At 71.8% G+C, this 22607-nt stretch carries 24 protein-coding genes and 2 tRNA genes; 20 read left to right on the forward strand and 6 right to left on the reverse strand.

Features of this window, described 5'->3' with window-relative positions; genetic code table 11:
• Positions 1-241: 241 nt before the first annotated feature.
• The 7 genes from folB (at position 242) to lysS (ending at position 6755) form a co-directional block, all read left to right on the forward strand.
• Entirely contained in the window at positions 242-643 is a 402-nt protein-coding gene (folB, locus tag WFJ17_RS09840; protein ID WP_251439241.1) for a dihydroneopterin aldolase, read from the forward strand.
• On the forward strand, positions 640-1197 hold the full coding sequence (gene folK, locus WFJ17_RS09845) for a 2-amino-4-hydroxy-6-hydroxymethyldihydropteridine diphosphokinase (protein WP_336648301.1): 558 nt from the start codon (positions 640-642) through the stop codon (positions 1195-1197). Before folB ends, folK begins: the two co-directional genes overlap by 4 nt.
• Positions 1194-1706, forward strand: coding sequence for a DUF3180 domain-containing protein (locus tag WFJ17_RS09850; protein ID WP_251439237.1), 513 nt, complete (start codon positions 1194-1196; stop codon positions 1704-1706). The genes folK and WFJ17_RS09850 overlap by 4 nt, the downstream gene beginning before the upstream one ends.
• 61 nt (positions 1707-1767) lie before the next feature.
• Positions 1768-2325 carry a PH domain-containing protein gene (locus WFJ17_RS09855; protein WP_292886642.1) on the forward strand — a complete coding sequence of 186 codons (558 nt, stop codon included), beginning with the start codon at positions 1768-1770 and terminating at the stop codon, positions 2323-2325.
• A complete protein-coding gene (locus WFJ17_RS09860) occupies positions 2322-4274 on the forward strand; it encodes a PH domain-containing protein (protein WP_336648302.1) in 1953 nt (650 codons plus the stop codon). The genes WFJ17_RS09855 and WFJ17_RS09860 overlap by 4 nt, the downstream gene beginning before the upstream one ends.
• A complete protein-coding gene (locus tag WFJ17_RS09865; protein WP_251439231.1) occupies positions 4271-4957 on the forward strand; it encodes a Rossmann-like and DUF2520 domain-containing protein in 687 nt (228 codons plus the stop codon). The genes WFJ17_RS09860 and WFJ17_RS09865 overlap by 4 nt, the downstream gene beginning before the upstream one ends.
• Before the next feature lie 262 nt (positions 4958-5219).
• A complete protein-coding gene (gene lysS / locus WFJ17_RS09870) occupies positions 5220-6755 on the forward strand; it encodes a lysine--tRNA ligase (protein ID WP_251439229.1) in 1536 nt (511 codons plus the stop codon).
• Positions 6756-6802: 47 nt separating this feature from the next.
• Here lysS and WFJ17_RS09875 read toward each other — a convergent pair whose 3' ends face one another.
• On the reverse strand, positions 6803-7936 hold the full coding sequence (locus tag WFJ17_RS09875) for a DUF4192 family protein (RefSeq protein WP_336648303.1): 1134 nt from the start codon (positions 7934-7936) through the stop codon (positions 6803-6805).
• A 281-nt stretch (positions 7937-8217) separates the two neighbouring features.
• Between WFJ17_RS09875 and WFJ17_RS09880 the strand changes: the two genes are divergently transcribed.
• The 3 genes from WFJ17_RS09880 to WFJ17_RS09890 all read left to right on the forward strand — a co-directional run bounded on the left by WFJ17_RS09880 (position 8218) and on the right by WFJ17_RS09890 (position 10807).
• Positions 8218-8394, forward strand: a complete 177-nt coding sequence (locus WFJ17_RS09880) for a hypothetical protein (protein WP_251439226.1) — start codon at positions 8218-8220, stop codon at positions 8392-8394.
• Between the two features lie 147 nt (positions 8395-8541).
• Positions 8542-10002 (forward strand): cardiolipin synthase, encoded by a 1461-nt coding sequence (gene cls, locus WFJ17_RS09885; RefSeq protein ID WP_295034153.1) that lies wholly within the window; start codon positions 8542-8544, stop codon positions 10000-10002.
• Positions 10003-10099: 97 nt separating this feature from the next.
• On the forward strand, positions 10100-10807 hold the full coding sequence (locus tag WFJ17_RS09890) for a hypothetical protein (protein ID WP_336648304.1): 708 nt from the start codon (positions 10100-10102) through the stop codon (positions 10805-10807).
• A 30-nt stretch (positions 10808-10837) separates the two neighbouring features.
• On the opposite strand, the gene WFJ17_RS09895 is transcribed toward WFJ17_RS09890, so the two are convergent.
• Complete coding sequence (locus WFJ17_RS09895; RefSeq protein ID WP_251439223.1) at positions 10838-11833, reverse strand: diacylglycerol/lipid kinase family protein; 996 nt, start codon at positions 11831-11833, stop codon at positions 10838-10840.
• A 59-nt stretch (positions 11834-11892) separates the two neighbouring features.
• On the opposite strand from WFJ17_RS09895, the gene serS reads away from it, so the two are divergent.
• The 5 genes from serS to WFJ17_RS09920 all read left to right on the forward strand — a co-directional run bounded on the left by serS (position 11893) and on the right by WFJ17_RS09920 (position 15986).
• Positions 11893-13224, forward strand: a complete 1332-nt coding sequence (gene serS / locus WFJ17_RS09900; protein ID WP_336629972.1) for a serine--tRNA ligase — start codon at positions 11893-11895, stop codon at positions 13222-13224.
• The gene (locus WFJ17_RS09905; RefSeq protein ID WP_251439221.1) at positions 13221-14072 is read left to right on the forward strand and encodes an HAD family hydrolase; all 852 of its coding nucleotides are present in this window, start codon (positions 13221-13223) and stop codon (positions 14070-14072) included. Before serS ends, WFJ17_RS09905 begins: the two co-directional genes overlap by 4 nt.
• 160 nt (positions 14073-14232) lie before the next feature.
• Positions 14233-14317, forward strand: a tRNA-Ser gene (locus WFJ17_RS09910).
• A gap of 101 nt (positions 14318-14418) precedes the next feature.
• Complete coding sequence (locus WFJ17_RS09915; protein ID WP_251439220.1) at positions 14419-15645, forward strand: LCP family protein; 1227 nt, start codon at positions 14419-14421, stop codon at positions 15643-15645.
• A gap of 249 nt (positions 15646-15894) precedes the next feature.
• Positions 15895-15986 (forward strand) — tRNA-Ser (locus WFJ17_RS09920).
• A gap of 162 nt (positions 15987-16148) precedes the next feature.
• Here WFJ17_RS09920 and WFJ17_RS09925 read toward each other — a convergent pair.
• Complete coding sequence (locus WFJ17_RS09925) at positions 16149-16532, reverse strand: MmcQ/YjbR family DNA-binding protein (protein ID WP_251439218.1); 384 nt, start codon at positions 16530-16532, stop codon at positions 16149-16151.
• Between the two features lie 184 nt (positions 16533-16716).
• Here WFJ17_RS09925 and WFJ17_RS09930 point away from each other — a divergent pair, with 184 nt between their 5' ends.
• Together WFJ17_RS09930 and WFJ17_RS09935 are read left to right on the forward strand one after the other, a co-directional pair.
• Positions 16717-17541, forward strand: a complete 825-nt coding sequence (locus tag WFJ17_RS09930) for a sugar phosphate isomerase/epimerase family protein (RefSeq protein ID WP_251439216.1) — start codon at positions 16717-16719, stop codon at positions 17539-17541.
• Positions 17538-18662 (forward strand): Gfo/Idh/MocA family protein, encoded by a 1125-nt coding sequence (locus WFJ17_RS09935; protein ID WP_336648305.1) that lies wholly within the window; start codon positions 17538-17540, stop codon positions 18660-18662. The genes WFJ17_RS09930 and WFJ17_RS09935 overlap by 4 nt, the downstream gene beginning before the upstream one ends.
• A gap of 273 nt (positions 18663-18935) precedes the next feature.
• On the opposite strand, the gene WFJ17_RS09940 is transcribed toward WFJ17_RS09935, so the two are convergent.
• Positions 18936-19547 (reverse strand): TetR/AcrR family transcriptional regulator, encoded by a 612-nt coding sequence (locus WFJ17_RS09940; RefSeq protein ID WP_251439212.1) that lies wholly within the window; start codon positions 19545-19547, stop codon positions 18936-18938.
• A gap of 154 nt (positions 19548-19701) precedes the next feature.
• Here WFJ17_RS09940 and WFJ17_RS09945 point away from each other — a divergent pair, with 154 nt between their 5' ends.
• From WFJ17_RS09945 to WFJ17_RS09955, 3 genes are all read left to right on the forward strand, one after another.
• Positions 19702-19911: a DUF1653 domain-containing protein gene (locus tag WFJ17_RS09945; RefSeq protein ID WP_251439210.1), complete on the forward strand. Its 210-nt coding sequence runs from the start codon at positions 19702-19704 to the stop codon at positions 19909-19911.
• A 62-nt stretch (positions 19912-19973) separates the two neighbouring features.
• A complete protein-coding gene (locus WFJ17_RS09950; RefSeq protein ID WP_336648306.1) occupies positions 19974-20387 on the forward strand; it encodes a DUF1801 domain-containing protein in 414 nt (137 codons plus the stop codon).
• Between the two features lie 10 nt (positions 20388-20397).
• Complete coding sequence (locus WFJ17_RS09955; protein ID WP_251439206.1) at positions 20398-21204, forward strand: isocitrate lyase/PEP mutase family protein; 807 nt, start codon at positions 20398-20400, stop codon at positions 21202-21204.
• Between the two features lie 21 nt (positions 21205-21225).
• Here WFJ17_RS09955 and WFJ17_RS09960 read toward each other — a convergent pair whose 3' ends face one another.
• Positions 21226-22194, reverse strand: coding sequence for an aldo/keto reductase (locus WFJ17_RS09960; protein ID WP_251439204.1), 969 nt, complete (start codon positions 22192-22194; stop codon positions 21226-21228).
• A complete protein-coding gene (locus tag WFJ17_RS09965; protein WP_251439202.1) occupies positions 22191-22568 on the reverse strand; it encodes a MerR family transcriptional regulator in 378 nt (125 codons plus the stop codon). Before WFJ17_RS09965 ends, WFJ17_RS09960 begins: the two co-directional genes overlap by 4 nt.
• Positions 22569-22607 lie beyond the last annotated feature (39 nt).

Here is a 22607-nt window from a genome sequence, read left to right on the forward strand (position 1 = left end):
GCCGCGCCGAGCCGGGACGGGCACCGGTCTCGCCGGGTGGCGGGCCGTTGTGCAGGGAGGCCGAGCCGTTGTGCAGGGTGCTGGGCGGCCGTCGCCGAGAGGTGGGCCGGAATTCCGCGGCGGATGGGGCGACGGGATGTGACCCTGCGGGCGGTGGCCCTGCAGAACGCCGGGGGTCCCTGCACAACGGCCGCGGTTGTGGACAGCGGCGTTGACGCGGCCTCCGCCGTAGGCTGGGGGCATGGAATTCCTCGACGGCATCACGCTCACCGGACTGACCGTGTTCGGCCGGCACGGCGTCTACGAGCACGAGCGCGAGAACGGCCAGGACTTCGTGGTGGATCTGCGCCTGCACCTCGCGCTGCGCGCCGCCGCCGCGAGCGACGACGTGGCGGACACCGTGCACTACGGCGAGCTCGCGGAGCGCGTCGCGGCGATCGTCGCCGGAGAGCCGGTCAACCTGCTGGAGACCCTCGCGGTGCGGATCGCCGACGCCGTGCTGGAGGACAAGCGCGTGAAGATCGTCGAGGTCACCGTGCACAAGCCGCAGGCGCCGATCCCGCTGACGTTCGGGGACGTGTCGATCACCGTGCAGCGGGTGCAGCACGGACACGAGCAGCGGCCCGTGACGGGGGCGGCATGACACCCCCGAGCCGCCCGATCCCGCCCGTTCCGCGCGGGCGACGGCTGCCCGCTCTCGATCCTCGTCCGGAGGACGAGCCGGTCGAGGCGGTCGTCGCGCTCGGCTCGAACCTCGGAGACACCTCGGCCACGATCGATGATGCCGTGCGCGCGATCCGCCGGCTGCCCCTCGTCGACGAGGTGCGCGTCTCGCGGACCTTCACGACGGTCGCGCTGCGTCCGGACGGCCCGGATCCGGATGCCCCGGAGTTCGCCAATGCCGTCGCCATCGTCACCACCCGTCTCGCGCCGCAGGTGCTGCTCGGCATGCTGCACGCGATCGAGGAGGAGCACGGGCGCATCCGGGCCGAGCGCTGGGGCGACCGCACCCTCGACCTCGACCTCATCGCGTACGGCGACATGCGCAGCGACGATCCCCACCTGCTCCTGCCGCATCCGCGTGCCTTCGAGCGCGCCTTCGTGCTGGAGCCGTGGCTCGAGGTGGATCCGGATGCGGTGCTGCCGGGCCGCGGCCCGGTAGCCGACCTACTGGCCGGACTCGAGGACGGCGCATGAGGCGCATCTCCCCGGTGCTGCTGCTCGTGCTGGCGCTCGCCGGCGCAGCGGCGGGATTCCTCGTCGACCACGCGCTGACGACGGCGGGTCGGGCGACGTTCACGCCGTCGATCGTGCTGCCGATCTTCCTCGTGCTGCTGGCGGCCGCCGTGCTCGCCCTCGCCTGGCCGATCCGGCGCAGCACCCGCACCGCCGCGCGAGCCAGGGTCGACCCCTTCCGCGCCGTGCGGATCGCGATGCTGGCCCGTGCGTCGAGCCTGGTGGGCGCGGTCATCACCGGATTCGGCATCGGGCTCGGCGCCTATCTGCTCTCCCGACCGATCGCGCCGCCGCTAGGCTCGATCATCGCGACCGCTCTCGCGGCGCTCGTGCTCACGGTCGCCGCGGTGATCGCCGAGAGCTTCTGCCTGCTGCCCGGAGATGGGCCCCCCGACCCCGACGGCCAGAACGGGCCGCGCCTGGAGGACGACGATGACGATTCCCGAGCCGCCGCAGACCCCGGGCACTGATCCCGTCGCGCCGCCGACCAGGGCGCAGGCGCGCGCCCGGTCCGCGAGCAACGCTCCCGCTGTGCACTCCGCACCCTCCTCGGCGCCCGCGCTCGATGAGGGGACCTATCCGGCGCTGCGCACTCCGACGGGTCGCGGAGCGCTGGCGCTCGACGGATCCTGGCACCAGATCTCGCCCAAGTACGTGATCGCCGAAGTGCTGCTGCGGCTGATCCTGCTCGTCGTGATCGCGGTCGGCGCGTATGCGGCGACGACCCTTCTCGCTCAGCCCTGGCCGTGGGCCTGGACGGTCGCCGGTGTGATCGCGGTCTGGGTCGTGGTCGAGCTCGTGATCCTGCCGCGGCAGGCCAGGGCCATCGGGTACATGCTGCGCGCCGACGACATCGTGTTCCGGCGCGGGATCCTCTGGCAGCGGATGATCGCGGTTCCCTACGGCCGGATGCAGCTCGTCGACATCACCCGGGGCCCGGTCGACCGGGCGTTCGGGATCGCCAAGCTCAAGCTCGTCACCGCCGCGGCGACCACCGGCGTGGAGATCCCCGGGATGACGGAGGACGCCGCGGAGGCCCTGCGCGACACACTCATCGACGTCGCCGAGATGCGCCGGACGGGCCTGTGAGCACGCCGCAGCAACCGCAGGGGCCGTTCGGCGCCCCGCCGATCACCTCGCAGGCCCCGGCGCAGGCGCGTCCTGCCGCGACGACGCTCGCCGACGGCGAGTGGCATCGGATGCATCCGCTCACCCCGCTCATGAAGGGCGGGCTGGTGCTGGTGATCGTGCTCGGGTATCTGATCGCGAACCTGCGGGAGCGGATCCTGGAGTGGTTCATCTCGCTGGTCACCCCCGCGCACGTCCCCGCGTTCGGCGGGGATCCCGTCGACTGGGTGGTCGACAACAACCTCGTGATCGTGGTGCTGCTGGGGGTCGTCGGGCTCGCCGTGCTGCTGGTGGCGCTGTTCTGGCTGATGTGGCGCTTCCACCAGTTCCGCATCACCGACGCGCACGTCGAGGTGCGCAAGGGCGTGATCTTCCGCTCGCATCGGCGTGCCCCGCTCGATCGCGTGCAGGGCGTGAACCTCACCCGGCCGTTCCCCGCACGCCTGATCGGGCTCGCGAAGCTCGAGGTCGACGGCGCCGGCAACGACGCGAACGTGCCCCTGGAGTACCTGTCGACGGCGAAGGCGGAGTCGGTGCGCGCCGACATCCTCCGCCTCGCCTCCGGAGCGCGTCACGCACGCGAGGCGACGCGGGGTGCTGCCGACCCCGCCGCGGCCCGCACGATGCGCGCCCAGCTCGCCGCCTCGATGGACGCCGGGGTCACGGGGCTCATCGCGGGCGTCGACCTCGACGACATCGCGCCGGAGCATGTGCTGCGGATCCCCGCCGGGCGTCTCGTGGGATCGCACATCCTCTCCGGCCTGGTCTGGCTGGCCCTGTTCGGAGCGATATTCGTGTGCGCCATGATCGGCACGCTCCCGGCGGTGCTGTCCGAGGTCGGTCCGGCGGGTGGAGCGATCGCCGCGGGCATCGCGCTCGCGATGGGCATCCCCCTGCTGCTCGCGGCCATCGCGGTCACCTGGAGCAGGATCGCGCGAGCGCTGCGCTACTCCATCGCGCCGACCCCCGACGGTGTGCGGATCACGTTCGGCCTGTTCACGACGGTGACCGAGACGATCCCGCCGGGGCGGATCTTCGCCGTCGAGGTGATGCAGCCCCTGCTGTGGCGCCCGTTCGGCTGGTGGTCGGTGCGGATCAACCGGATGAGCGGCAAGACCGCCTCCCAGCAGCAGTCCAGCCAGGCGCAGCAGTTCAACATCGTGCTGCCGGTCGGCGTCCGCGCCGATGTCGAGCGGGTGCTGGGGCTGATCCTTCCCGACGTGCCGGCCGACGTGCTGCCGCTGATCTGGGAGCAGGGCGTGCTCGGTCCCGTCTCCGGCGACCCGTACGCCACGATCCCGCCGCGGGCGTGGTGGCGCCGGCCCCTGTCCTGGCGCCGGCACGGTGCGGCGCTCACCGACTTCGCCCTGCTGCTGCGACGGGGGCGGATCTGGCGCCAGCTGGCCGTCTTCCCCCTCGCGCGTCTGCAGGGATTCTCCCTGCACCAGGGGCCGATCGATCGCGTCCAGCGCGTCGCGAAGGCTCAGGCGCACTCCGCCCTCGGCCCGGTGCGCGGCGGTGTGTCCGGTCTCGACGCCGAGGTGCTGCTCGGCATGCTGAACACCCTGTCGACTTCGGCCGCGAGGGCCGCCGCCGAAGACCGCGCGCACCGCTGGGCGGAGGAGCGCGAGGCGGTCCCCAGCGCGGTTCCCGGGGTCCTGGTTCCCGGCGCGATCCCCGCGGTCCCCCTGCCCGGCGCGGACCCTGCTACCGGTGCACCCTCCCCGAGCCCCTTGGCGCCGGTCCCCGGCGCGCACCCCGCAGTCTCCCTGCCCGGCGCGGACCCTGCTACCGGCGCACCCTCCCCGAGCCCCCTGGCGCCGGCCCCCGGCGCGCACCCCGCCGTCCCGCCGACCGACGGGCACGGCCTGCCGGACGCACTCGGCGGCACGGCGGAGAGCACGTCATGACCCGCGCGGGGCGCCTCACCATCGGCATCATCGGGGCGGGCCACGTGGGACCGGTGATCGGCGCTGCGCTCGCCGGCGTCGGTCATGCCGTCGTCGGCATCACGGCGGGATCCGATCCCGACCGCGCGGCCGCCGTGCTCCCCGGGGTCGCGGTGATGGCGGCTCCCGAGGTCGTCGCCGCGGCGCAGCTCGTGGTGCTCGCGGTGCCGCACGACCAGCTGCCCGGTCTGGTCGCGGGTCTCGCCGAGGTCGGCGCCTGGCAGCCGGGGCAGCTCGTGCTGCACACGGATCCCGCCTTCGGCACGGACGTCCTGGAGCCCGCGGTGCGCAGCGGGGCCATTCCGCTCGCCGTGCATCCGGCCATCTCGTTCACCGGCACGACGCTCGACCTGCGACAGCTGAACGCGTCGTATGCGGCGGTGACCGCGCCCGCGATGGTGCTGCCGATCGCGCAGGCGCTCGCCGTCGAGCTGGGCTGCGAGCCCGTGGTGATCGATGAGGCGGACCGGCCGGCGTACGCCGAGGCGATCGCCACGGCGTCCGAGTTCGCGCGCTCGATCGTGGGTCAGGCGACGGGCATCCTGCGCGGCATCGGCGTGGAGAATCCCGGTGGCTACCTGTCCGCGCTCGTCTCGTCGACCTTCGATCGGGCCCTGCGCGAGGCGTCGACCGGCCTCTCCTGACCGCGAGACCGAACCTGCGTCGCGAGACCGAGCGACTTTCGCTGGGTCTCGCGACGCGGTTTCGGTCTCGCGGTCAGCGCGGGAGGGTTTCGGTCGCGCGGTCAGCTCGGGAGGGAGCCAGTCGCGCGGCGGGCGCGGGGCGGGAGGGAGCCGGCCGCGAGGCGGTCGCAGGGCGGGAGGGAGTCGGTCGCGCGGCGCGCACGCAGCGGGACCCGAGGCGGGCGCCGGTAGACTTGACGCCGACTTCCGAGGAGCCCCACCCATGACTGACGCGCCGGCGCCGACCCCCGATAGCAGCGACCCCGCGGCAGGCGCCGCGGAGGACACCTTCGAGCAGCGGGCGGTGCGTCTGGCCAAGCGCGAGCGGCTGATCGCCGACCGCGCGGATGCCGCCGGGGGTGCGTTCCCCGTGGCCGTGCCGGTCACGCACACGATCCCCCAGCTGCGCGCCGAGTACGGCGAGCTCGAGCCGGGCGCCGAGACGGGCGTGCTCGTCGGCGTGGCCGGCCGCGTGGTGTTCAGCCGCAACACGGGCAAGCTCTGCTTCGCCTCGCTGCAGGCCGGCGACGGATCCCGGATCCAGGCGATGATCTCGCTCGCCAACGTGGGGGAGGAGTCGCTCGCGCGCTGGAAGGAGCTCGTCGACCTCGGCGACCACGTGTTCGTGCACGGCGAGGTGATCTCGAGCCGCCGCGGCGAGCTGTCGATCATGGCCGATGACTGGGCGATCGCGTCGAAGGCGATCCTGCCGCTGCCCAACGCCTACGGCGAGCTCAGCGAGGAGGGCCGCGTGCGCAGCCGCTTCCTCGACCTCATCCTGCGCGATCAGGCCCGCAGCACCGTGCGCGCCCGTGCGGCGGTCAACGCGAGCCTGCGCCAGACGTTCACGGGCCACGGCTTCCTCGAGGTGGAGACCCCGATGCTGCAGGTGCAGCACGGCGGTGCCTCCGCGCGCCCGTTCATCACGCACTCGAACGCCTTCGACACCGAGCTCTATCTGCGCATCGCACCGGAGCTGTACCTGAAGCGCGCCGTCGTCGGCGGCATCGAGCGGGTGTACGAGATCAACCGCAACTTCCGCAACGAGGGCGCCGACTCCACCCACAGCCCCGAGTTCGCGATGCTCGAGGCCTACCAGGCCTACTCCGACTACAACGGCATCGCCGACCTCACCCAGGAGTTGATCCAGAACGCCGCGATCGCGGTGGCCGGATCCACCCTGGTCACCTGGGCGGACGGCACCGAGTACGACCTCGGCGGCCAGTGGGACCGCATCTCGATGTACGACTCCCTCTCCGAGGCGGCGGGGCGCACGTTCACCCCGTCCGACCCGGTCGCCGAGCTCGTCGCGTTCGCCGAGGCGAACGGCGTCGAGGTGCCGCCGCATGCGACCCACGGCAAGCTCATCGAAGAGCTCTGGGAGCACTACGTCAAGGGCGGGCTGGAGCGGCCGACCTTCGTCATGGACTTCCCCGTCGACACCTCCCCGCTCGTGCGCGAGCACCGCTCGATCCCGGGCGTCGTGGAGAAGTGGGATCTGTACGTGCGCGGCTTCGAGCTGGCCACGGGATACTCCGAGCTCATCGACCCGGTCATCCAGCGCGAGCGCTTCGTCGAGCAGGCCAAGCTCGCGGCCGGCGGCGACCTCGAGGCCATGCGCGTGGACGAGGAGTTCCTGCGCGCCCTCGAGCACGGCATGCCGCCCACGGGCGGAATGGGCATGGGGATCGACCGCCTGCTCATGGCGGTCACCGGACTCGGGATCCGCGAGACGATCCTGTTCCCGCTCGTGAAGTGACCCCCTCCCGTCTCTGAGGTGACGCGATCCGTCGCGGCTCCCGCCCGTCAGGGAACCGCGACGCCGAACGCCCAGTCCGGCAGCATGCCGGACTCCACCAGGGTGCGCAGCAGCCGCGCGAAGCTGAGGTCGGGATCGGCCTCCTGCGCCTGGTCCAGGTAGCGCGCGGCGTGCGTCGAGCGTCCGAGCGCCCAGGAGAGCCAGGCCGCGGCCGCGAGCGGCCCGCCTCGGGCCTGCCGCGGCGCGAGCGCGATCGTGCGGCGCAGGAGCGCGAGCGCCACGCCCAGCCGGTCGGGGTCGGGGCGCGGGCCGAGCCCGATCAGGATGCCCCCGACATCGGCCGGCACCTCTTTCCCGGTCGCGCTGTGGTCGAGCTGCGCGGCCAGTGCCCGGTCGCCCTGATCGATGCTGCTCGCCCACTGGACGAGGGCGACGTCGCGCAGGATGGGACGGTTGAGCACCCACACGAGCGCCGCGGTCGCGAACGGCGACGCCGTCTCGGGCGCGTCGAGCACCTCGTCGAGGAACGACGGCAGGTCGTCGAGCAGGAGAGCGGTCTCGTGCGCGCGCGGGTCGATGCGGACGGCCCCGGTCGGAGCGCTGCGGTTCGGCCCGGCGGGGCCCAGCACGCGTTCCAGGGCGAGCAGGGCCCGTCCCACGTACTCCGCCGCGAACAGGCCGGGTCGGGGGAGCTCCATGCCGCTGAACTGGTCCGGCGCGGGACCGGCGAACCCGGGCACGAGCGGCGGAGCGGGCAGGTCGGACAGCGGATGCGGCGGAGCCTCCCGGTCCCGGTAGTCCGACCAGGACTCGGCGCCGACGTGCAGCGCCTCGATGATGTGCAGTCCGGCCGCCTGCCCGTGCCGGAGGAGCGCCTCGACCAGGGCGGACGCGGGCCGTGCGTCGCCGGTCGCCGCATCCTCCGCGTCGGCGTAGACCGCGACCACGAGACCGTCCGCTCCGGCGACGCGGAGCACGAGCCTCATCGCGGCCGAGGCGAACTCCTCCGGCGACGGCCGCGTCGGGTCCGCCGCGTCCGGAAGGTCGAAGCGGAGCGCGCCCGCGGTGCGCGAGCGGCGGAAGGGCAGCAGCACCAAGGAGTCGCGCGGGGTGAAGCCGGTGAGCACGGGGATGGCGGCGAGCAGCTCGGGGGCGCCTGCGGCATGGACGATCGTTGTCATGGATCCAGGATCGGCACCGGGCAGGATCCGATTCCGCGCCAGGAACGGAACGGGGGATAACTCGTCGAAGATCCCGATTGTGCGGACCGGAGGGTCTCGGCGTGCGGCGATCCGCTCCGGCGACGCACGGGGAGGGGACGCACGGGAGGGGACTCGCGGGCGATCCGCTCCCGCGACGCGGGGGAGGGCCCGCGGGCGGATCCGCTCCCGCGACGCGGGGGAGGGCGTGCGGGCGATCCGCTCCCAGCCGGCGCACCAGCCCTCGCAGGTAGGATCGAAGCATGGACGATTTCTGGGTGGCCGCCGCGTGGTCGGTGATTCCCACCATCGTCGTCTGCGTCGTGTTCTGGTTCGTGCTGCGCGGGATCCTGCGCTTCGACCGCACCGAGCGGCAGACCCACGCGCGCATCGAGGCCGAGGAGCGCGCCGCACGGGGCCTTCCTCCCCGCTCCTCCTGACGCGCTGACGCCGCGGCCGCACCCCGTGGAGGGCGTGCGCGTCCGGTCCGCTGCGGAGCGATCCGCCTCCCCGGGGTTGTCCGTCGCAGCCGCTACTGTGGGACGAAGTCGCCGATCGGCGGCGCACCCCGGCTCAGGAGTACGTGCATGACGCCCGATGCGTGGCCCTGGTGGATCGTCGCCTTCGGTGTCGCGGTCGACATCACGATCCGCGTGATCGCGATCATCGTCGTGCCCCGCAACCGCCGTCCCACCGCCGCGACCGCCTGGCTCCTCGCGATCTACTTCATCCCCTACATCGGCGTGCTGCTGTTCCTGCTGATCGGGAACCCGCGGCTGCCGCGCGCGCGGCGCAAGAAGCAGGAGCTCATCAACGAGACCATCGCCGAGGTCACCAAGGACCTGCATCTCGGCACGCCTCGGCCCGGTACGCCCGAGTGGCTGAGGTCGCTCATCGGGATGAACCAGCGCCTCGGCGCGCTGCCGCTCTCCGGCGACAACGGCGCGCATCTCATCTCCGACTATCAGGCCTCGCTCGACGCCATGGCCGACGCGATCCGGACCGCGCAGCAATACGTCCACGTGGAGTTCTACATCCTGCAGTCGGATGCCGCGACCGACAACTTCTTCCGCGCGATGGAGGAGACGGCCGCCCGCGGGGTTCCCGTGCGCGTGCTCCTGGACCACTGGGCCAACCGGTGGAAGCCGCGCTACAAGCAGACCATCCGCCGGCTGGACGCGATGGGCGCCGACTGGCATCTGATGCTGCCGGTGCAGCCGCTCAAGGGACGCACTCAGCGACCTGACCTGCGCAATCACCGCAAGCTTCTCGTCGTGGACAGCGAGGTCGCCTTCCTGGGGTCGCAGAACGTCACCGACTCGACCTACAACCTGCCCAAGAACATCAAGCGAGGGCTGCACTGGGTCGACCTCATGGTGCGCGTCGACGGACCGGTCGTCGCGAGCGTGAACGCCGTGTTCCTGTCCGACTGGTACAGCGAGACCGACGACGTGCCGGAGTCGGTCGACTTCGTCGCGACGCACAACGGCTCCGGCGATCTGGACTGCCAGATCGTGCCGTCCGGTCCCGGATTCGAGGCCGAGAACAACCTGCGCCTGTTCCTCGGGCTGCTCTACGCCGCCAAGCGCAAGATCATGATCGTCAGCCCCTACTTCGTACCGGACGAGGCGCTGCTGCTCGCGGTGTCCACCGCCTGCGACCGGGGCCTCCAGGTCGAGCTGTTCGTCTCCGAGGAGGGCGACCAGGCGGTCGTCTACCACGCGCAGCGCAGCTACTACGAGGCGCTGCTGCGGGCCGGTGTGCGGATCTGGATGTACCGCAAGCCGTACATCCTGCATACCAAGAGCCTGACGGTCGACGACGATGTCGCGGTCATCGGATCCAGCAACATGGACATGCGCTCCTTCGGCCTCAACCTGGAGATCTCGATGCTCGTGCGCGGCGAGGAGTTCGTCCAGGAGGTGCGCGCGGTGGAGGATCGCTACCGGGAGCTGAGCCGAGAGCTCACCCTCGAGGAGTGGCTGCAGCAGCCGCTGCGCTCCACGGTGCTGGACAACCTCGCCCGCCTCACATCGTCGCTGCAGTAGCCCTCGGATCCGCGGGCCGGTCGCCGATCGCCTCCGTGCACGAGCCGTTGCACGCAGGGGCATGGCCCGCACACGTCCGCCTGGATAGCATGTGGCCATGAGGATCCGCACCGGCCTGACCATCGCGGCGCTCGCCGCGTCGCTGACGATCGCACTGTCGGGCTGTGCGCAGCTCGAACCGGTGGGCAGCCCGATCCCCACCGCTGAGCCGACGTCGGCTCCGGAGCCGTCCACGGACCCCGCGGCCGCGTGGCTGGACGGCGGCCGCGGCATCGGCCTGGTCACGTTCGGGTCCTCGTCGCTCGCGTGCACGCCGGTCGCGGAGGACGTCACCGCCGACGGACAGGCCATCACGGTGACCCTCGCGGAGCCGGATGCGAAAGCGGTCTGCACCGCCGACTTCACCGCGCGCGGAACCTACATCGCCGTCCCCGAGTCCGTGGATCCCAAGGCGGACGTCACGGTGTCGTTCCGGGGCACCGGGTTCCAGGGGCTCGTGCCGCTCAGCGGCGGCGGGACGCTCAGCCCGGTCGCCGACGGCAAGCCCAGTGCCGGCTGGTTCTCGTCGACCGGGATCTTGCTGCTGACCTGGGGTTCGTCGACCTGTCATCCGGTCGTGTCCGATCTCGCCGAGGAGGCGTCCGGCGCGACCGTGACCTTCGCCTCCGATGCCAAGCAGGCCTGCACGATGGACTTCGTCCCGCGCGTCACCGTCCTCGAGGTGAAGGCGCCGGCCGATCCGTCCGCCTACACGCTGACGCTCAAGGGCGGGGGCCTGGACGGGGCGGTGCCGGTCGCGGGCTGAACGCCCGCGTCCTTCCGGACGGCGGCCCGGTCAGGCCGGGCTGATCACGTGCCCGGCGGGCACCGCGACCAGCAGCGCTCCCGGGTCGATGCGGCAGCGGATCCGCACGGCCTCCCCGAACTCGTCGCCATCCAGCTCGACGGGCGCGGGATCGGTGGTCGCGGCCTCGGCATCGCGCCCGCGGAGGTAGCGGATCGAGTTGCCGGACCCGGTGAGCTCGATGACCCGCCGGCCCGCCTTGCTGCGCCGCAGCACGGAGTTCTGCCACCACACGGTGCGCCACACCGCGATCCAGCCGAACGGGCCCCGCGCCTGGATCACCGCGACGTCGAGATCGCCGTCGGTGATCGACGCGTCCGGGATGAGCGCGATGCCCGCGGGCAGCGCGCCGCAGTTGGCGAAGAGCATGCTGTGCACCTTGACCGAGTGCAGCCTGAGGTCCTCGACCGCGTACATGATGCGGAAGGGCCTCGCCCCGGGCAGGGAGCGCGCCGCGCCGTCGACGTAGGCGACCCAGCCCACCGACTTCTTCAGCCCCGGCCGGGTGTTCGCGATCATGTGGGCGTCGAGGCCGATGCCGGCGAGCACGACGAACCCGTGCTCCTGCACGTCTCCGTCCTGCCGGGTCAGCTCTGCCCAGCCGATGTCGACCGGATGCCGGTCGCCGTGGAAGACGGCATCGATGGCCGCGGCGGGGGCGTCCAGCGCAAGGCCCAGGTTGCGGGCGAGCAGGTTGCCGGTGCCGCTGGGCACGATCGCCAGGGGCACCCCGGTTCCCGACATCGCCTCCGAGACGGCGCGCACGGTGCCGTCGCCGCCGGCCACGAGCACGGCCGCGACCCCGCGGTCGAGTGCGATCCGGGTCGCGCGCTGACCCGGATCCTCGACCGAGGTCTCGATGATGACGGGCTCGTCCCAGCCGGCCTGGGCCGACAGCGATCGCAGCAGCCCGACCAGCCGCGGGGCGTCGGCCTTCACCGGGTTGACGACGAGTGCGGCGCGCGGGCGTCCGGCCTCGTCAGTCATGCGCTCAGCCTAGTCCGCGGCCCAGGAGGCACCGTCCTGCGACGCCCTAGACTTGAACGGTGATCGACCTCGCCCTTCTCCGCGACGAGCCAGAGCTCGTCCGTCAGTCCCAGGCCGCGCGCGGCAACGCGCCCGAGACCGTCGATGCGGCGATCGAGGCCGACCGATCGCGCCGCGCCGCGCTCGCGGCGTTCGAGGAGCTGCGCGCCGAGCAGAACGCGTTCGGCAAGCAGGTCGCGAAGGCGCCGAAGGAGGAGAAGGCCGCCCTGGTCGCGCAGGCGAAGGATCTCGCCGAGCGCGTGAAGCAGGCGCAGGCCGCGTCGAACGAGGCCGCCGAGGTCGCCGCCGACGCGCTCGCCGCGATCGAGAACGTGGTGATCGACGGGGTGCCCGCCGGAGGCGAGGAGGACTTCGTCGAGCTGCGTCGTGTGGGGGAGACCCCGACCTTCGACTTCGAGCCCCGCGATCACCTCGCGATCGGCGAACTGCTCGGCGCGATCGACATGGAGCGCGGCGCGAAGGTCTCCGGCGCCCGGTTCTACTTCCTCACCGGGATCGGCGCGCGCCTCGAGATCGCGCTCATGAACCTCGCCCTCGACAAGGCGCTCTCCGCCGGGTTCACCCCCATGATCGTGCCGACCCTCGTCCGGCCCGAGATCATGCAGGGAACCGGATTCCTCGGCAACCACGCCGACGAGGTCTACCACCTCGACAAGGACGACGACCTGTACCTCGTCGGCACGAGCGAGGTGGCCCTGGCCGGCTATCACTCCGGCGAGATCGTGGACCTCACCCGCGGCGCCCTGCGCTACGCGGGCTGGTCCACCTGCTACCGCCGCGAGGCCGGGTCCTACGGCAAGGACACCCGCGGCATCATCCGCGTGCACCAGTTCAACAAGCTCGAGATGTTCGTCTACACGACCCCGGAGGACGCCGAGGCCGAGCACCTGCGCCTCGTCGCGCTGCAGGAGGAGATGCTCACCGCGCTCGGGCTGTCCTACCGGGTGATCGACGTCGCCGCCGGGGATCTCGGATCCAGCGCCGCGCGCAAGTACGACATCGAGGCGTGGGTGCCGACCCAGGGTGCGTTCCGCGAGCTCACCTCCACCTCGAACTGCACCACGTACCAGGCGCGCCGGCTCGACATCCGGCACCGCCCCGCCGCCCCGGCGGGCTCGAGCGAGGGCGGCGCGAAGACGCAGCACGTGGCGACCCTGAACGGCACGCTCGCCACCACGCGCTGGATCGTCGCGATCCTCGAGACGCACCAGCAGGAGGACGGATCCGTGCGGGTGCCGGAGGTGCTCCGGCCCTATCTCGGCGGGCTCGAGGTGCTGCGGCCCCTCGGCGCCCCTTCGGCGGGCTCGGGGACCGAGGGCGCGGACGCATGACCTCGCCCTGGCTCATCGCCCTCGACATCGACGGCACCATCCTGCTGCAGGACGAGACGATGAGCCCCGGCGTCGTCGACACGGTGGCTCGCGCGCGCGACGCCGGCCACGAGGTCATGCTCGCCACCGGGCGCAGCTGGATGGCGACGCATCGCTTCCTGGACGCCCTCGACATCCGGCCCGAGTACGTCGTGTGCTCGAACGGCGCGGTCACGATGCGCCGCAAGGACGACGTGACCCCCGGCCCTGCCTCCGAGGGCTACGAGCGCTGGAACGTGGAGACGTTCGACCCCACCGCGGTGCTGGAGCTGCTGCACGACCGCCTGCCCGACGCGCGGTACATGGTGGAGCTGGGATCCGGTCAGCGTCTGTACACGGCGGAGCTCGACGACTGGACGCTCGACGGCGGCCGCGAGGTGCTGTTCGACGAGCTCGGCGTCGAGGAGGTGTCGCGCGTCGTCGTGGTCTCGCCCGGCCACGACGAGGACGACTTCCACCGGCTGGTGCAGGATGCGGGGCTCAACGAGGTGTCGTACGCCATCGGCTGGACCGCGTGGCTCGACATCGCCCCGCGCGGCGTCGACAAGGGCACCGCGCTCGCCCGCGTGCAGGACGCGCGAAACGACGCGGGCGACCATGTCTTCGTCGCCGGGGACGGCCGCAACGACCTCGGGATGTTCTCCTGGGCGCGCGGCCTCGGCGGCCGGGCCGTGGCCATGGGGCAGGCTCCGGACGAGGTCAGGGCGGCGGCGGGCGAGGTCACCGGAGACGTCGAGGACGGCGGTCTCGCAGCCGCGATCGAGCGCATCGTGCTCGCGGTCCCCGCGGCGGGCGCCCGGAGGGTTTGAGCGCGGTGCGCCCCGCTGGCGGTGCGTCCTTCCGACGGCTGACCTGGGCCTCCGTTCAGGGGCTGTCCAGGCGTTCCGGGCACAATGGGGATGCGCTCATCAGGCGCCGCCCGGTTCTCCGTTAGACTCGACCCCTGTTCGGCATGCGAAGGCATGCCGAGGAGAGTTGTCCGAGCGGCCGAAGGACCTGGTCTTGAAAACCAGTGGGCAGCAATGTCCCGTGGGTTCGAATCCCACACTCTCCGCTGAGTGAGCGCAGGGTGGCGCGGGTCACCCGCAGATCCGTGAAAGGCACCGAGTGAGCGCGACGTCCCGAACCCGACGCCCCGTCGCCGGACACGGCCAGTTGAGCCGACCGAGCGCCTGGGGTCAGCTCCTGAAGATCCTCGGCATCGCGATGTCGGTCGTGCTCGTCTCGGGCCTCGGGGTCGCCGCCTACATCGGCTACGACCTGACCCACACCTACACCGCGAAGGCGGTGACGCTGGACGGCGAGAAGTCGGTGCCGCCGGATCTCGGGGCGATCAAGGGCGGCGTGAACATGCTGCTGGTCGGCAGTGACGCCTGCGAGGACGACTTCAAGGCCGAGTTCGGCGACCGATGCTCGGATCCCGAGAACGCCGGCGAGCGGAATGACACGAACCTGCTGCTGCACATCTCGGACAACCCGCGCCGTGTGACGGTCATCACCTTCCCCCGCGACCTCATGGTCCCGATCCCGTCCTGCGTCGACTCGGACGGGAACGACACCAGCCCCGCGTCGAAGCAGGCGATCAACACGACCCTCGAGCTCGGCGGCCCGAAGAACGGTCTGGCGTGCGTCGCCCGCACGGTCAGCAAGGTGTCCGGACTGGACATCCAGTTCGCGGCCAAGATCACCTGGGGCGGCGTGATGAAGGTCACCGACGCGATCGGCGGCGTCGACGTCTGCATCGCGAACGGCATGTCCGACCCCGACACCGGGTTGAACCTCGAGGCCGGCACGCACACGCTGCAGGGCTACTGGGCACTGCAGTTCCTGCGCACCCGCCACGGCGTCGGCGACGGAAGCGACCTCGGCCGCGGCAGCAACCAGCAGGTGTACATGTCGTCGCTCGCACGCAAGATGATGTCGGCCGAGGTGCTCACCAACCCCGGCACGCTGCTGAAGCTCGCGAACACGGTGATGTCGAACGTCACGCCCAGCACGAGCCTGACGAGCCCGACGCTGCTGGTGCAGATCGCGCTGGCGATGAAGGACGTCCCGCTCGACCAGATCAACTTCGTGAACTATCCGGTGTTCGCGGATCCGGACGACCCCAACAAGGTCGTCCCCGACTACGACAGCGCCGACAAGCTCTGGGCCGCGCTCGCCGCGAACGAGCAGATCCAGGTGACCGGGCAGCGCAACGACGCGGTCGTTTCCGCGACGCCGACGCCGACGGACCCCGCGACGACGGACCCGGCGACGACCGACCCGAACGCGACGCCGACCCCCGGCGCCACGGCGGGCCCGGTCCAGCTTCCGGAGAACATCGCCGGTCAGTCGGCCGCGCAGCAGACCTGCTCGAACGGCAACGGCTACTCGGGCTGATCCCGCCCTGCGCCCGCTCGGGGAGCCCGGTGGCCGGGCGCCCCGGGGAGTGTCGTGCCCGGTGACGTGACGATCTGCGCACCGTGTGACGATCGGCACACGTGCTGACGGGGATCCGTGTGCTGATCGTCACATCGCGTGCTGATCGTCACACGGTGCCCCTTCCTGAGGTCGCCCGCCCGCGCTCGGTTCGCGCCACCCCTGCGGACCCGTTAGGATGGTCCCTGGTGTTCGGCCCGCCGGACATCTGGAGACGTCGCATAGTCAGGCCTAGTGCACCACCCTGCTAAGGTGGAGTCCTCGCAAGGGGACCGAGGGTTCAAATCCCTCCGTCTCCGCCATGAAACCCCCGGATCTTCCCGGGGGTTTTGTCGTTAATCTGCGCCACGTCGGCCGTGCCGATCGGCGAGAAACCCGCAGGGCCGCTCGCCCGACGGCATTCGAGTCGGTGCTGGAGCGGAGAGACGCGGGATCCGTCGTATCGCGGAACGGACGCCGGCGATCTACCTGTCGTCGAACTCGCGGCGCAGATACCGGGGCGCCTGCACGCGCCAAGCCTCGGTCACGAGCTCGGCGAGATGATCGTCGTCGATCTCCCGCATCCGGAACGCGATCTTCGGTTCGCCCCACCGTGTCGTTCGGCCGAGGAACACGTCTGGCGCCATTTCGCGCAACGCGAGCGCATCGAGCTCGTCGGCGACCTTCACGCCGACCACGAGCTCGGAGGCGATGACCTCACGGAGGTCCTCCGAGATGCTCGGCCACGGCGAGCATTCCCATGCGAAGAGCTTGTTGCGGACGAACCAGGCGGCACCGCCGGTCGTCGTGCGCTCCTCGCTGCCGGGCAGAGGGGCGGCGACACGACGCAGATCATCGAGCGTGGCCATGCGTCGAGACTAGGCACCCCCTCGGACATGAACCGAATCGCCCGGGTCTCGTTCCGCTCGCGAGTGCGGGCGGCTCTCGGGGATCCGCTTCGAAAACCATTACCTCCATGTGGAGGTTTCTGCTACCCTGAGCGGACGGGCGAAGACCGCCCGCCCCGCAGAGAAGCAGACAAGGAAGGTCAACGTGGTCCTGCCAGAAGCATCGGTTCAGCTCTACACGCTCGCGGCGGAGTTCTCCGCCGACATGGGCGGATCCCTCGACAAGCTCGCCGCCATCGGGCTGCGCAACGTGGAGGCGTTCGACTTCGTGCGCCGGCCGGACGAGATCCGCGCCGCCCTCGACGCCTCCGGTCTCGCCTCGCCCACCGGGCACGCGCCGCTGCTCTCCGATGAGCTGTGGACGCCGGACGGATCCATTCCCACGCCGGCGCCGGAGATCGTCTTCGAGGCCGCCGCGAAGCTCGGCATGACCACGGTCATCGACCCGTTCGTGGCTCCGGAGCGCTGGTTCACGCTCGACGGCGTGACCGAGATCGCCGACCGGCTCAACGCCCTGGCCGACACCGCCGCCGGATTCGGCCTCGCCGTCGGCTACCACAACCACGCGCAGGAGTTCGTCGCCGACTTCGACGGACAGAGCGCCTACGAGCGCTTCGTCGCCCTCACCGACGAGCGCGTGGCGCTCGAGCTCGACCTGTACTGGGCCCTCGTCGGCGGACAGGACGTGCCCGGTCTCGTCTCGCGTCTGGGCGACCGTCTCGTCGCCGTGCACGTCAAGGACGGCGTCGCCCCCGAGGCCAACCCGTTCGCCCCGGGTGCCGGCGAGTTCGGCTCGGACAGCCTCGACCAGCGTCACGCGGGCACCGGCGACGTGCCGCTCGCCGACGCCCTGCGCGCGGCATCCGCCGTGCAGTACGCGATCATCGAGTACGACAACGCCCCTGGCGACGTCTTCGCCGACATCGCGGCGAGCTACGCGTTCCTCACCGAGGGCGGTTTCGCCCGATGAGCGCGGTCGGGATCGGCGTCATCGGCGTCGGCGTCATCAGCGACACCTACCTGGAGAACCTCGGGCGGTTCCCCGACACCGAGGTGCTCATCGTGGGCGACCTGCTGCTCGACCGGGCGCAGGCACAGGCCGAGAAGTACGGGGTGCCGGCGTTCGGATCCGCCGATGACGTCCTCGCGCATCCGGGCGTGGATCTGGTGATCAACCTCACCATCCCCGCCGTGCACATTGAGGTGTCGCGGGCGGCCATCGCCGCCGGCAAGCACGTCTGGACGGAGAAGCCGCTCGGTCTCGACCGCGAGGGCGCGGCCGAGCTGCTGCGCGAGGCCGCGGCCGCAGGGCTGCGGGTCGGCTCGGCACCGGACACGCTGCTCGGCCCAGGGTTCCAGGCCGCCCGGCGGGCGATCGAGAGCGGAGTGATCGGCCGTCCCCTGTTCGCGCAGACGGCCTTCCAGACGCAGGGCCCCGACCTGTGGCACCCGAGCCCCGCGTTCCTCTTCGCCGAGGGCGCCGGCCCGCTGCTCGACATGGGGCCGTACTACTTCTCGGCGCTCGTCAGCCTGCTCGGGCCCGTGGAGAGCGTGGCCGCGGTCGGTACCAAGGCGCGCGAGGAGCGTGAGATCCGGACGGGTCCGAACGCGGGAACCCTGTTCCCCGTGGAGGTTCCGTCGACGATCCAGATCGTCACCGCCTTCGAGCAGGGCGCGCAGGCGCAGAGCCTGCTGAGCTTCGACTCCGCGCTGGAGCGCCACGGCGTCGTCGAGATCCACGGCACCGAGGGCACCATCGTCATCCCGGACCCGAACATGTTCACCGGGCGGATCGCGTATGTGAAGCCGCTCGGCGTGCTGCGGGACGGCATGTCCTTCGAGCAGGAGTGGATCGAGATCTCGCACGAGGACATCGAGATCGGCCGAGGGCTCGGCACGCTGGACATGGTGCGCGCGATCGCCGCGGGCCGCCCGCACGTCGCGTCGGGCGAGCTCGGCTTCCACGTGCTCGACGTGCTGCTCTCCGCCCAGGAGTCCGCGCGCACGGGCCGCACGGTCGCGGTCGAGAGCACCGTGGGCCCCGTGCCGCTGCTGCCCGAGGGCTTCGACCCGTTCGCGTCCACCCTCTGACGCGGTGGGGCGGCGTGCCGATCGCCGCCGCCCCACCACGGCTGCCGGGATCCGGGGGTCCAGCCTGTGCGCGAGTCCCGGATCCGCCGGTCTCTGCCCGGTTCCGGTCGGCGCCGCGCGCACAATTCAGGCTGGACGACCAGCGGCGCCGATCACCGCCGCATGTTTCCGCGCCGACCTGCTGCCCCGGCCTGAGGGCAGCCTGAGTTGCGCACGGCGACCCGATGCGACATCGTCGGCACGGCTTCTGGATCAGCCGGTGAGACGGTCGCGTCAGCCGGTGACGCCTCCGGACAGCAGGCGGTCGAGCAGGTCGAGAGCCGCCTCGTGATCGACGGTGTCGTCGAGCAGCCACTGGGTCTGCAGGCCGTCGGATGCGGCGATCACGAGAGCGGCGACGAGATCCGGATCCAGGTCGGCGCGCAGTGCGCCCGAGGACTGGAGGATCTGCACCTGCTCCGCCATCGTCGTGCGCAGCCGGCTGAAGCGCTGCGTGATGAACTCCTGCGCGGCGCCGTGCGAGTCCTCGAGCGCCGTCGAGACGAGCGTCGAGTACAGCTGCACGAGACCGGGGATGCTGCGATTGCGCTCCGCCGCGGTGCGCATCGACCGCGCCGGACTGGCCTCCGGCGCGATTGGATGCGTCGCGTCCGTCGCGGTCTCCGAGGCGCGGTACACCTCGACCAGCAGCTCTTCCAGGGATCCGAAGTAGTGCGTCAGCGCCGCGTGCGTGACGCCGACCTCCTGCGCGATCGCGCGCAGGCTGGTCTTCTGCGAGCCCCGTCGCGCGAACACCTCGATCGCCTTGTCGAGGATCTCCTGGCGGCGGGCGATGCCCTTGCGATAGCGGCCGGTGCTGCGGGGCGCTGCGGAGGAATCGGCCATCACCCGATGATACCGACGGACCCTCCGGCCGCCCGAGCTGGTGCGGCCCGCGCCGACGTGGGAGGCTCTCTGATCGGACCTCGTGATCGCCGCCGGCGCCACGGGGAGGTCGCCGGGCGGACCGGCGCAGGACTCGGCGGAGGGATGTGCGCACATGTCGGTCGCACCGGGGATCTACCAGCACTTCAAGGGCGCCCGCTACGAGGTGATCGCCGTCGGGCGGCACAGCGAGACCGAGGAGCAGCTGGTCTTCTACCGCAAGCTCTACGACGACTACAGCCACTGGGCGCGGCCGCTCGCCATGTTCGAGGAGCACGTCGACCGCGACGGCTACAGCGGGCCGAGGTTCATGCGGATCGCCTGAGCCGCCTGCTCCGATCGTGCGACGGCCTGTGCGATGTCGGCGCCGTGCACCATGATGGCACCATGGCCGAGATCAAGACCCAGCCCACGACGGCCGACGTCACGGCGTTCCTCGAGGCGGCGACGCCCGAGCGGCGCCGCCTCGACGGGCTGGCCCTCGCCGGGATCTTCGGCGAGGCGACCGGCGCCGAGCCCGTGCTGTGGGGGCCGACCATGGTCGGCTACGGCACCTACCGCTATCGCGGCGCGAGCAGCGAGGGCGACTGGCCGAAGGTCGCGTTCTCGCCCCGCAAGGCGCAGCTCTCCCTCTACGGACTGAAGGATCTGCCCGAGGGAGCCGCGCTGCTGCCGAGCCTCGGGACCTTCACGGAGGGTCGCGGCTGCGTCTACGTGCGCAAGCTCGATGACATCGACCTCGACGTGCTGCGCCGGCTCATCGCGATCGCGTGGAGCCGTGGCGACGACCCTGAGCGCTGACGGAGACCTCATGACCGAAGACCGGGCATCCGCGTTCCTCGCCCTCCACCACGGCGACGGCTTCGTGCTGCCGAACGCCTGGGATCCGGGATCCGCGCGGATCCTCGCCCAGCTCGGCTTCGCTGCGATCGCGACCACCAGCGCGGGAATCGCCTGGTCGCTCGGCATCCCGGACGGGGGAGCGCTCGACCTCGACACGATGCTCGCCCACACGGCCGCGATCGCCGCGGCGGTCGACCTGCCCGTGTCGGCCGACCTCGAGGCGGGCTACGGGGACACCCCGGAGCAGGTGGGCCGCACCGTCGCCCTGGCTCGCGGCGCCGGAGTGGTCGGCGCCAACCTCGAGGATGCCGCGGGAGGAGCGCTGTTCGGGATCGACGAGGCGGCCGACCGGATCGCCGCGGCGCGGGACGCGGCGCCCCGGGGCGCGTTCGTGCTCAACGCCCGCACCGACGCCTACTTCGTGCCGGGCGTCCACGACCCGTTCGCCGAGACCGTCGCCCGGGCGCAGCGCTTCGTCGAGGCGGGCGCAGACTGCGTGTTCGTGCCCGGGGTGAACGACGAGGGGACCATCGGCCGTCTGGCCGCGGAGATCCCCGTCCCGCTCAACATCGTGGCGGGACTCGCCGCGCACGTCGTCCCGGTGTCGCAGCTCTTCGCCCTCGGCGTCCGGCGGGTGAGCCTGGGCGGCAGCCTCGCCCGCGCCGCCCTCACCGCCCTGGAACGCGCGGGGCGTGAGCTGCTCGACACCGGCACGCTCGGCTTCCTCGACGGAGCCCTGCCCTACGCCGAGGTGCAGCGCCGGTTCGCCGGCTGACGGCGAACCGGCGCCCGGCGCTCAGCGTCCGATGCTCGACATGTCGGCGTAGCGGTCGCCCGCGGCGGACGGAAGCGCCCCGAGTGCCGTGATCTGCTCCGGGGTGAGCACGAGCGCGTCCGCCGCGACGTTCTCCTCGAGGCGGGAGACGCGCTTCGTCCCGGGGATCGGCGCGATGTCGTCGCCCTGGGCGAGCACCCAGGCGAGGGCGACCTGGGCAGGCGTCGCATCGAGCTCGGCGGCCACCCCTTCGACGGCCTCGACGATCCGCAGGTTGGCCTCGAGGTTCTCTCCGGAGAAGCGCGGGTTGCTCCGGCGGAAGTCGCCCGCGTCCAGGGCGTCGGCGGAGCGGATCGCACCGGTGAGGAACCCCCGCCCGAGCGGCGAGTACGGCACGAGGCCGATGCCCAGCTCGCGGAGCACCGGCAGCAGCTGCTCGGCGGGCTCCCGGGTCCACAGCGAGTACTCGGTCTCCAGCGCGGTGACCGGGTGCACCGCGTGCGCACGGCGGAGCGTCTCCTCTCCGGCTTCGGAGAGCCCGTAGTGCAGGATCTTCCCCTCGGCGACGAGCTCGGCCAGAGCCCCCACGGTCTCCTCGATCGGCGTCTGCGGATCCATCCGGTGCTGATAGTAGAGATCGATCCGGTCGGTGCCGAGGCGCTGCAGCGATCCCTCGACCGAGCGGCGCACGTTCTCCGGGCGGCCGTCGAGCCGTCGGCCGCCGTCCGCCCCCGCGAGGATGCCGAACTTCGTGGCGATGACGACGCCGTCGCGCCGGCCTGCGAGCGCACGGCCGACGAGAACCTCGTTCGTGTGCGGGCCGTACATCTCCGCCGTGTCGAGCATGGTGACGCCGAGGTCGAGCGCCCGGTGGATGGTGCGGATGGACTCGGCCTCGTCCGTGTTCGCGCCGGAGTAGAAGGCCGACATCCCCATGCAGCCGAGGCCGAGCCGGCCGACGGAGAGGGTGCCGAGTGTCGCGTGCTTCATGAGAGCCTTTCGGAGTAGAGGGCGATCTTGAGGTCGATGGCGCCGAGGGCGTCGTCCAGCTCCGCTCGCCGGGCCAGCACCGTCTCACGGTGCTCGCGCAGCAGATCGAGCCGGGCCGCGCTCGTGCCGTCGCCGGCACGGGCGAGCTCGACGTAGCGGCGCAGTGTCGCGATCGGCATGGCGGTGGAGCGGAGTTTGCGGAGGAACCCGAGCCAGGCGATGTCGCCGTCGGTGTATCGGCGGCGATCGGATGACACGCGGTCGAGGGGCGTCAGCAGGAGCCCCTCGCGCTCGTAGTAGCGCAGGGTGTGCGCCGTCAGCCCGAGCTCGTGCGCGGCCTCGGAGATCGAGCGCGTCGTGATGGTTTCCGGCATGAGCCCCACGCTACGACTTCGAGTGCACTCGAAGTCAAG

The sequence above is a fragment of the Microbacterium sp. MMO-10 genome, from assembly GCF_037148715.1.
Lineage (GTDB): Bacteria > Actinomycetota > Actinomycetes > Actinomycetales > Microbacteriaceae > Microbacterium.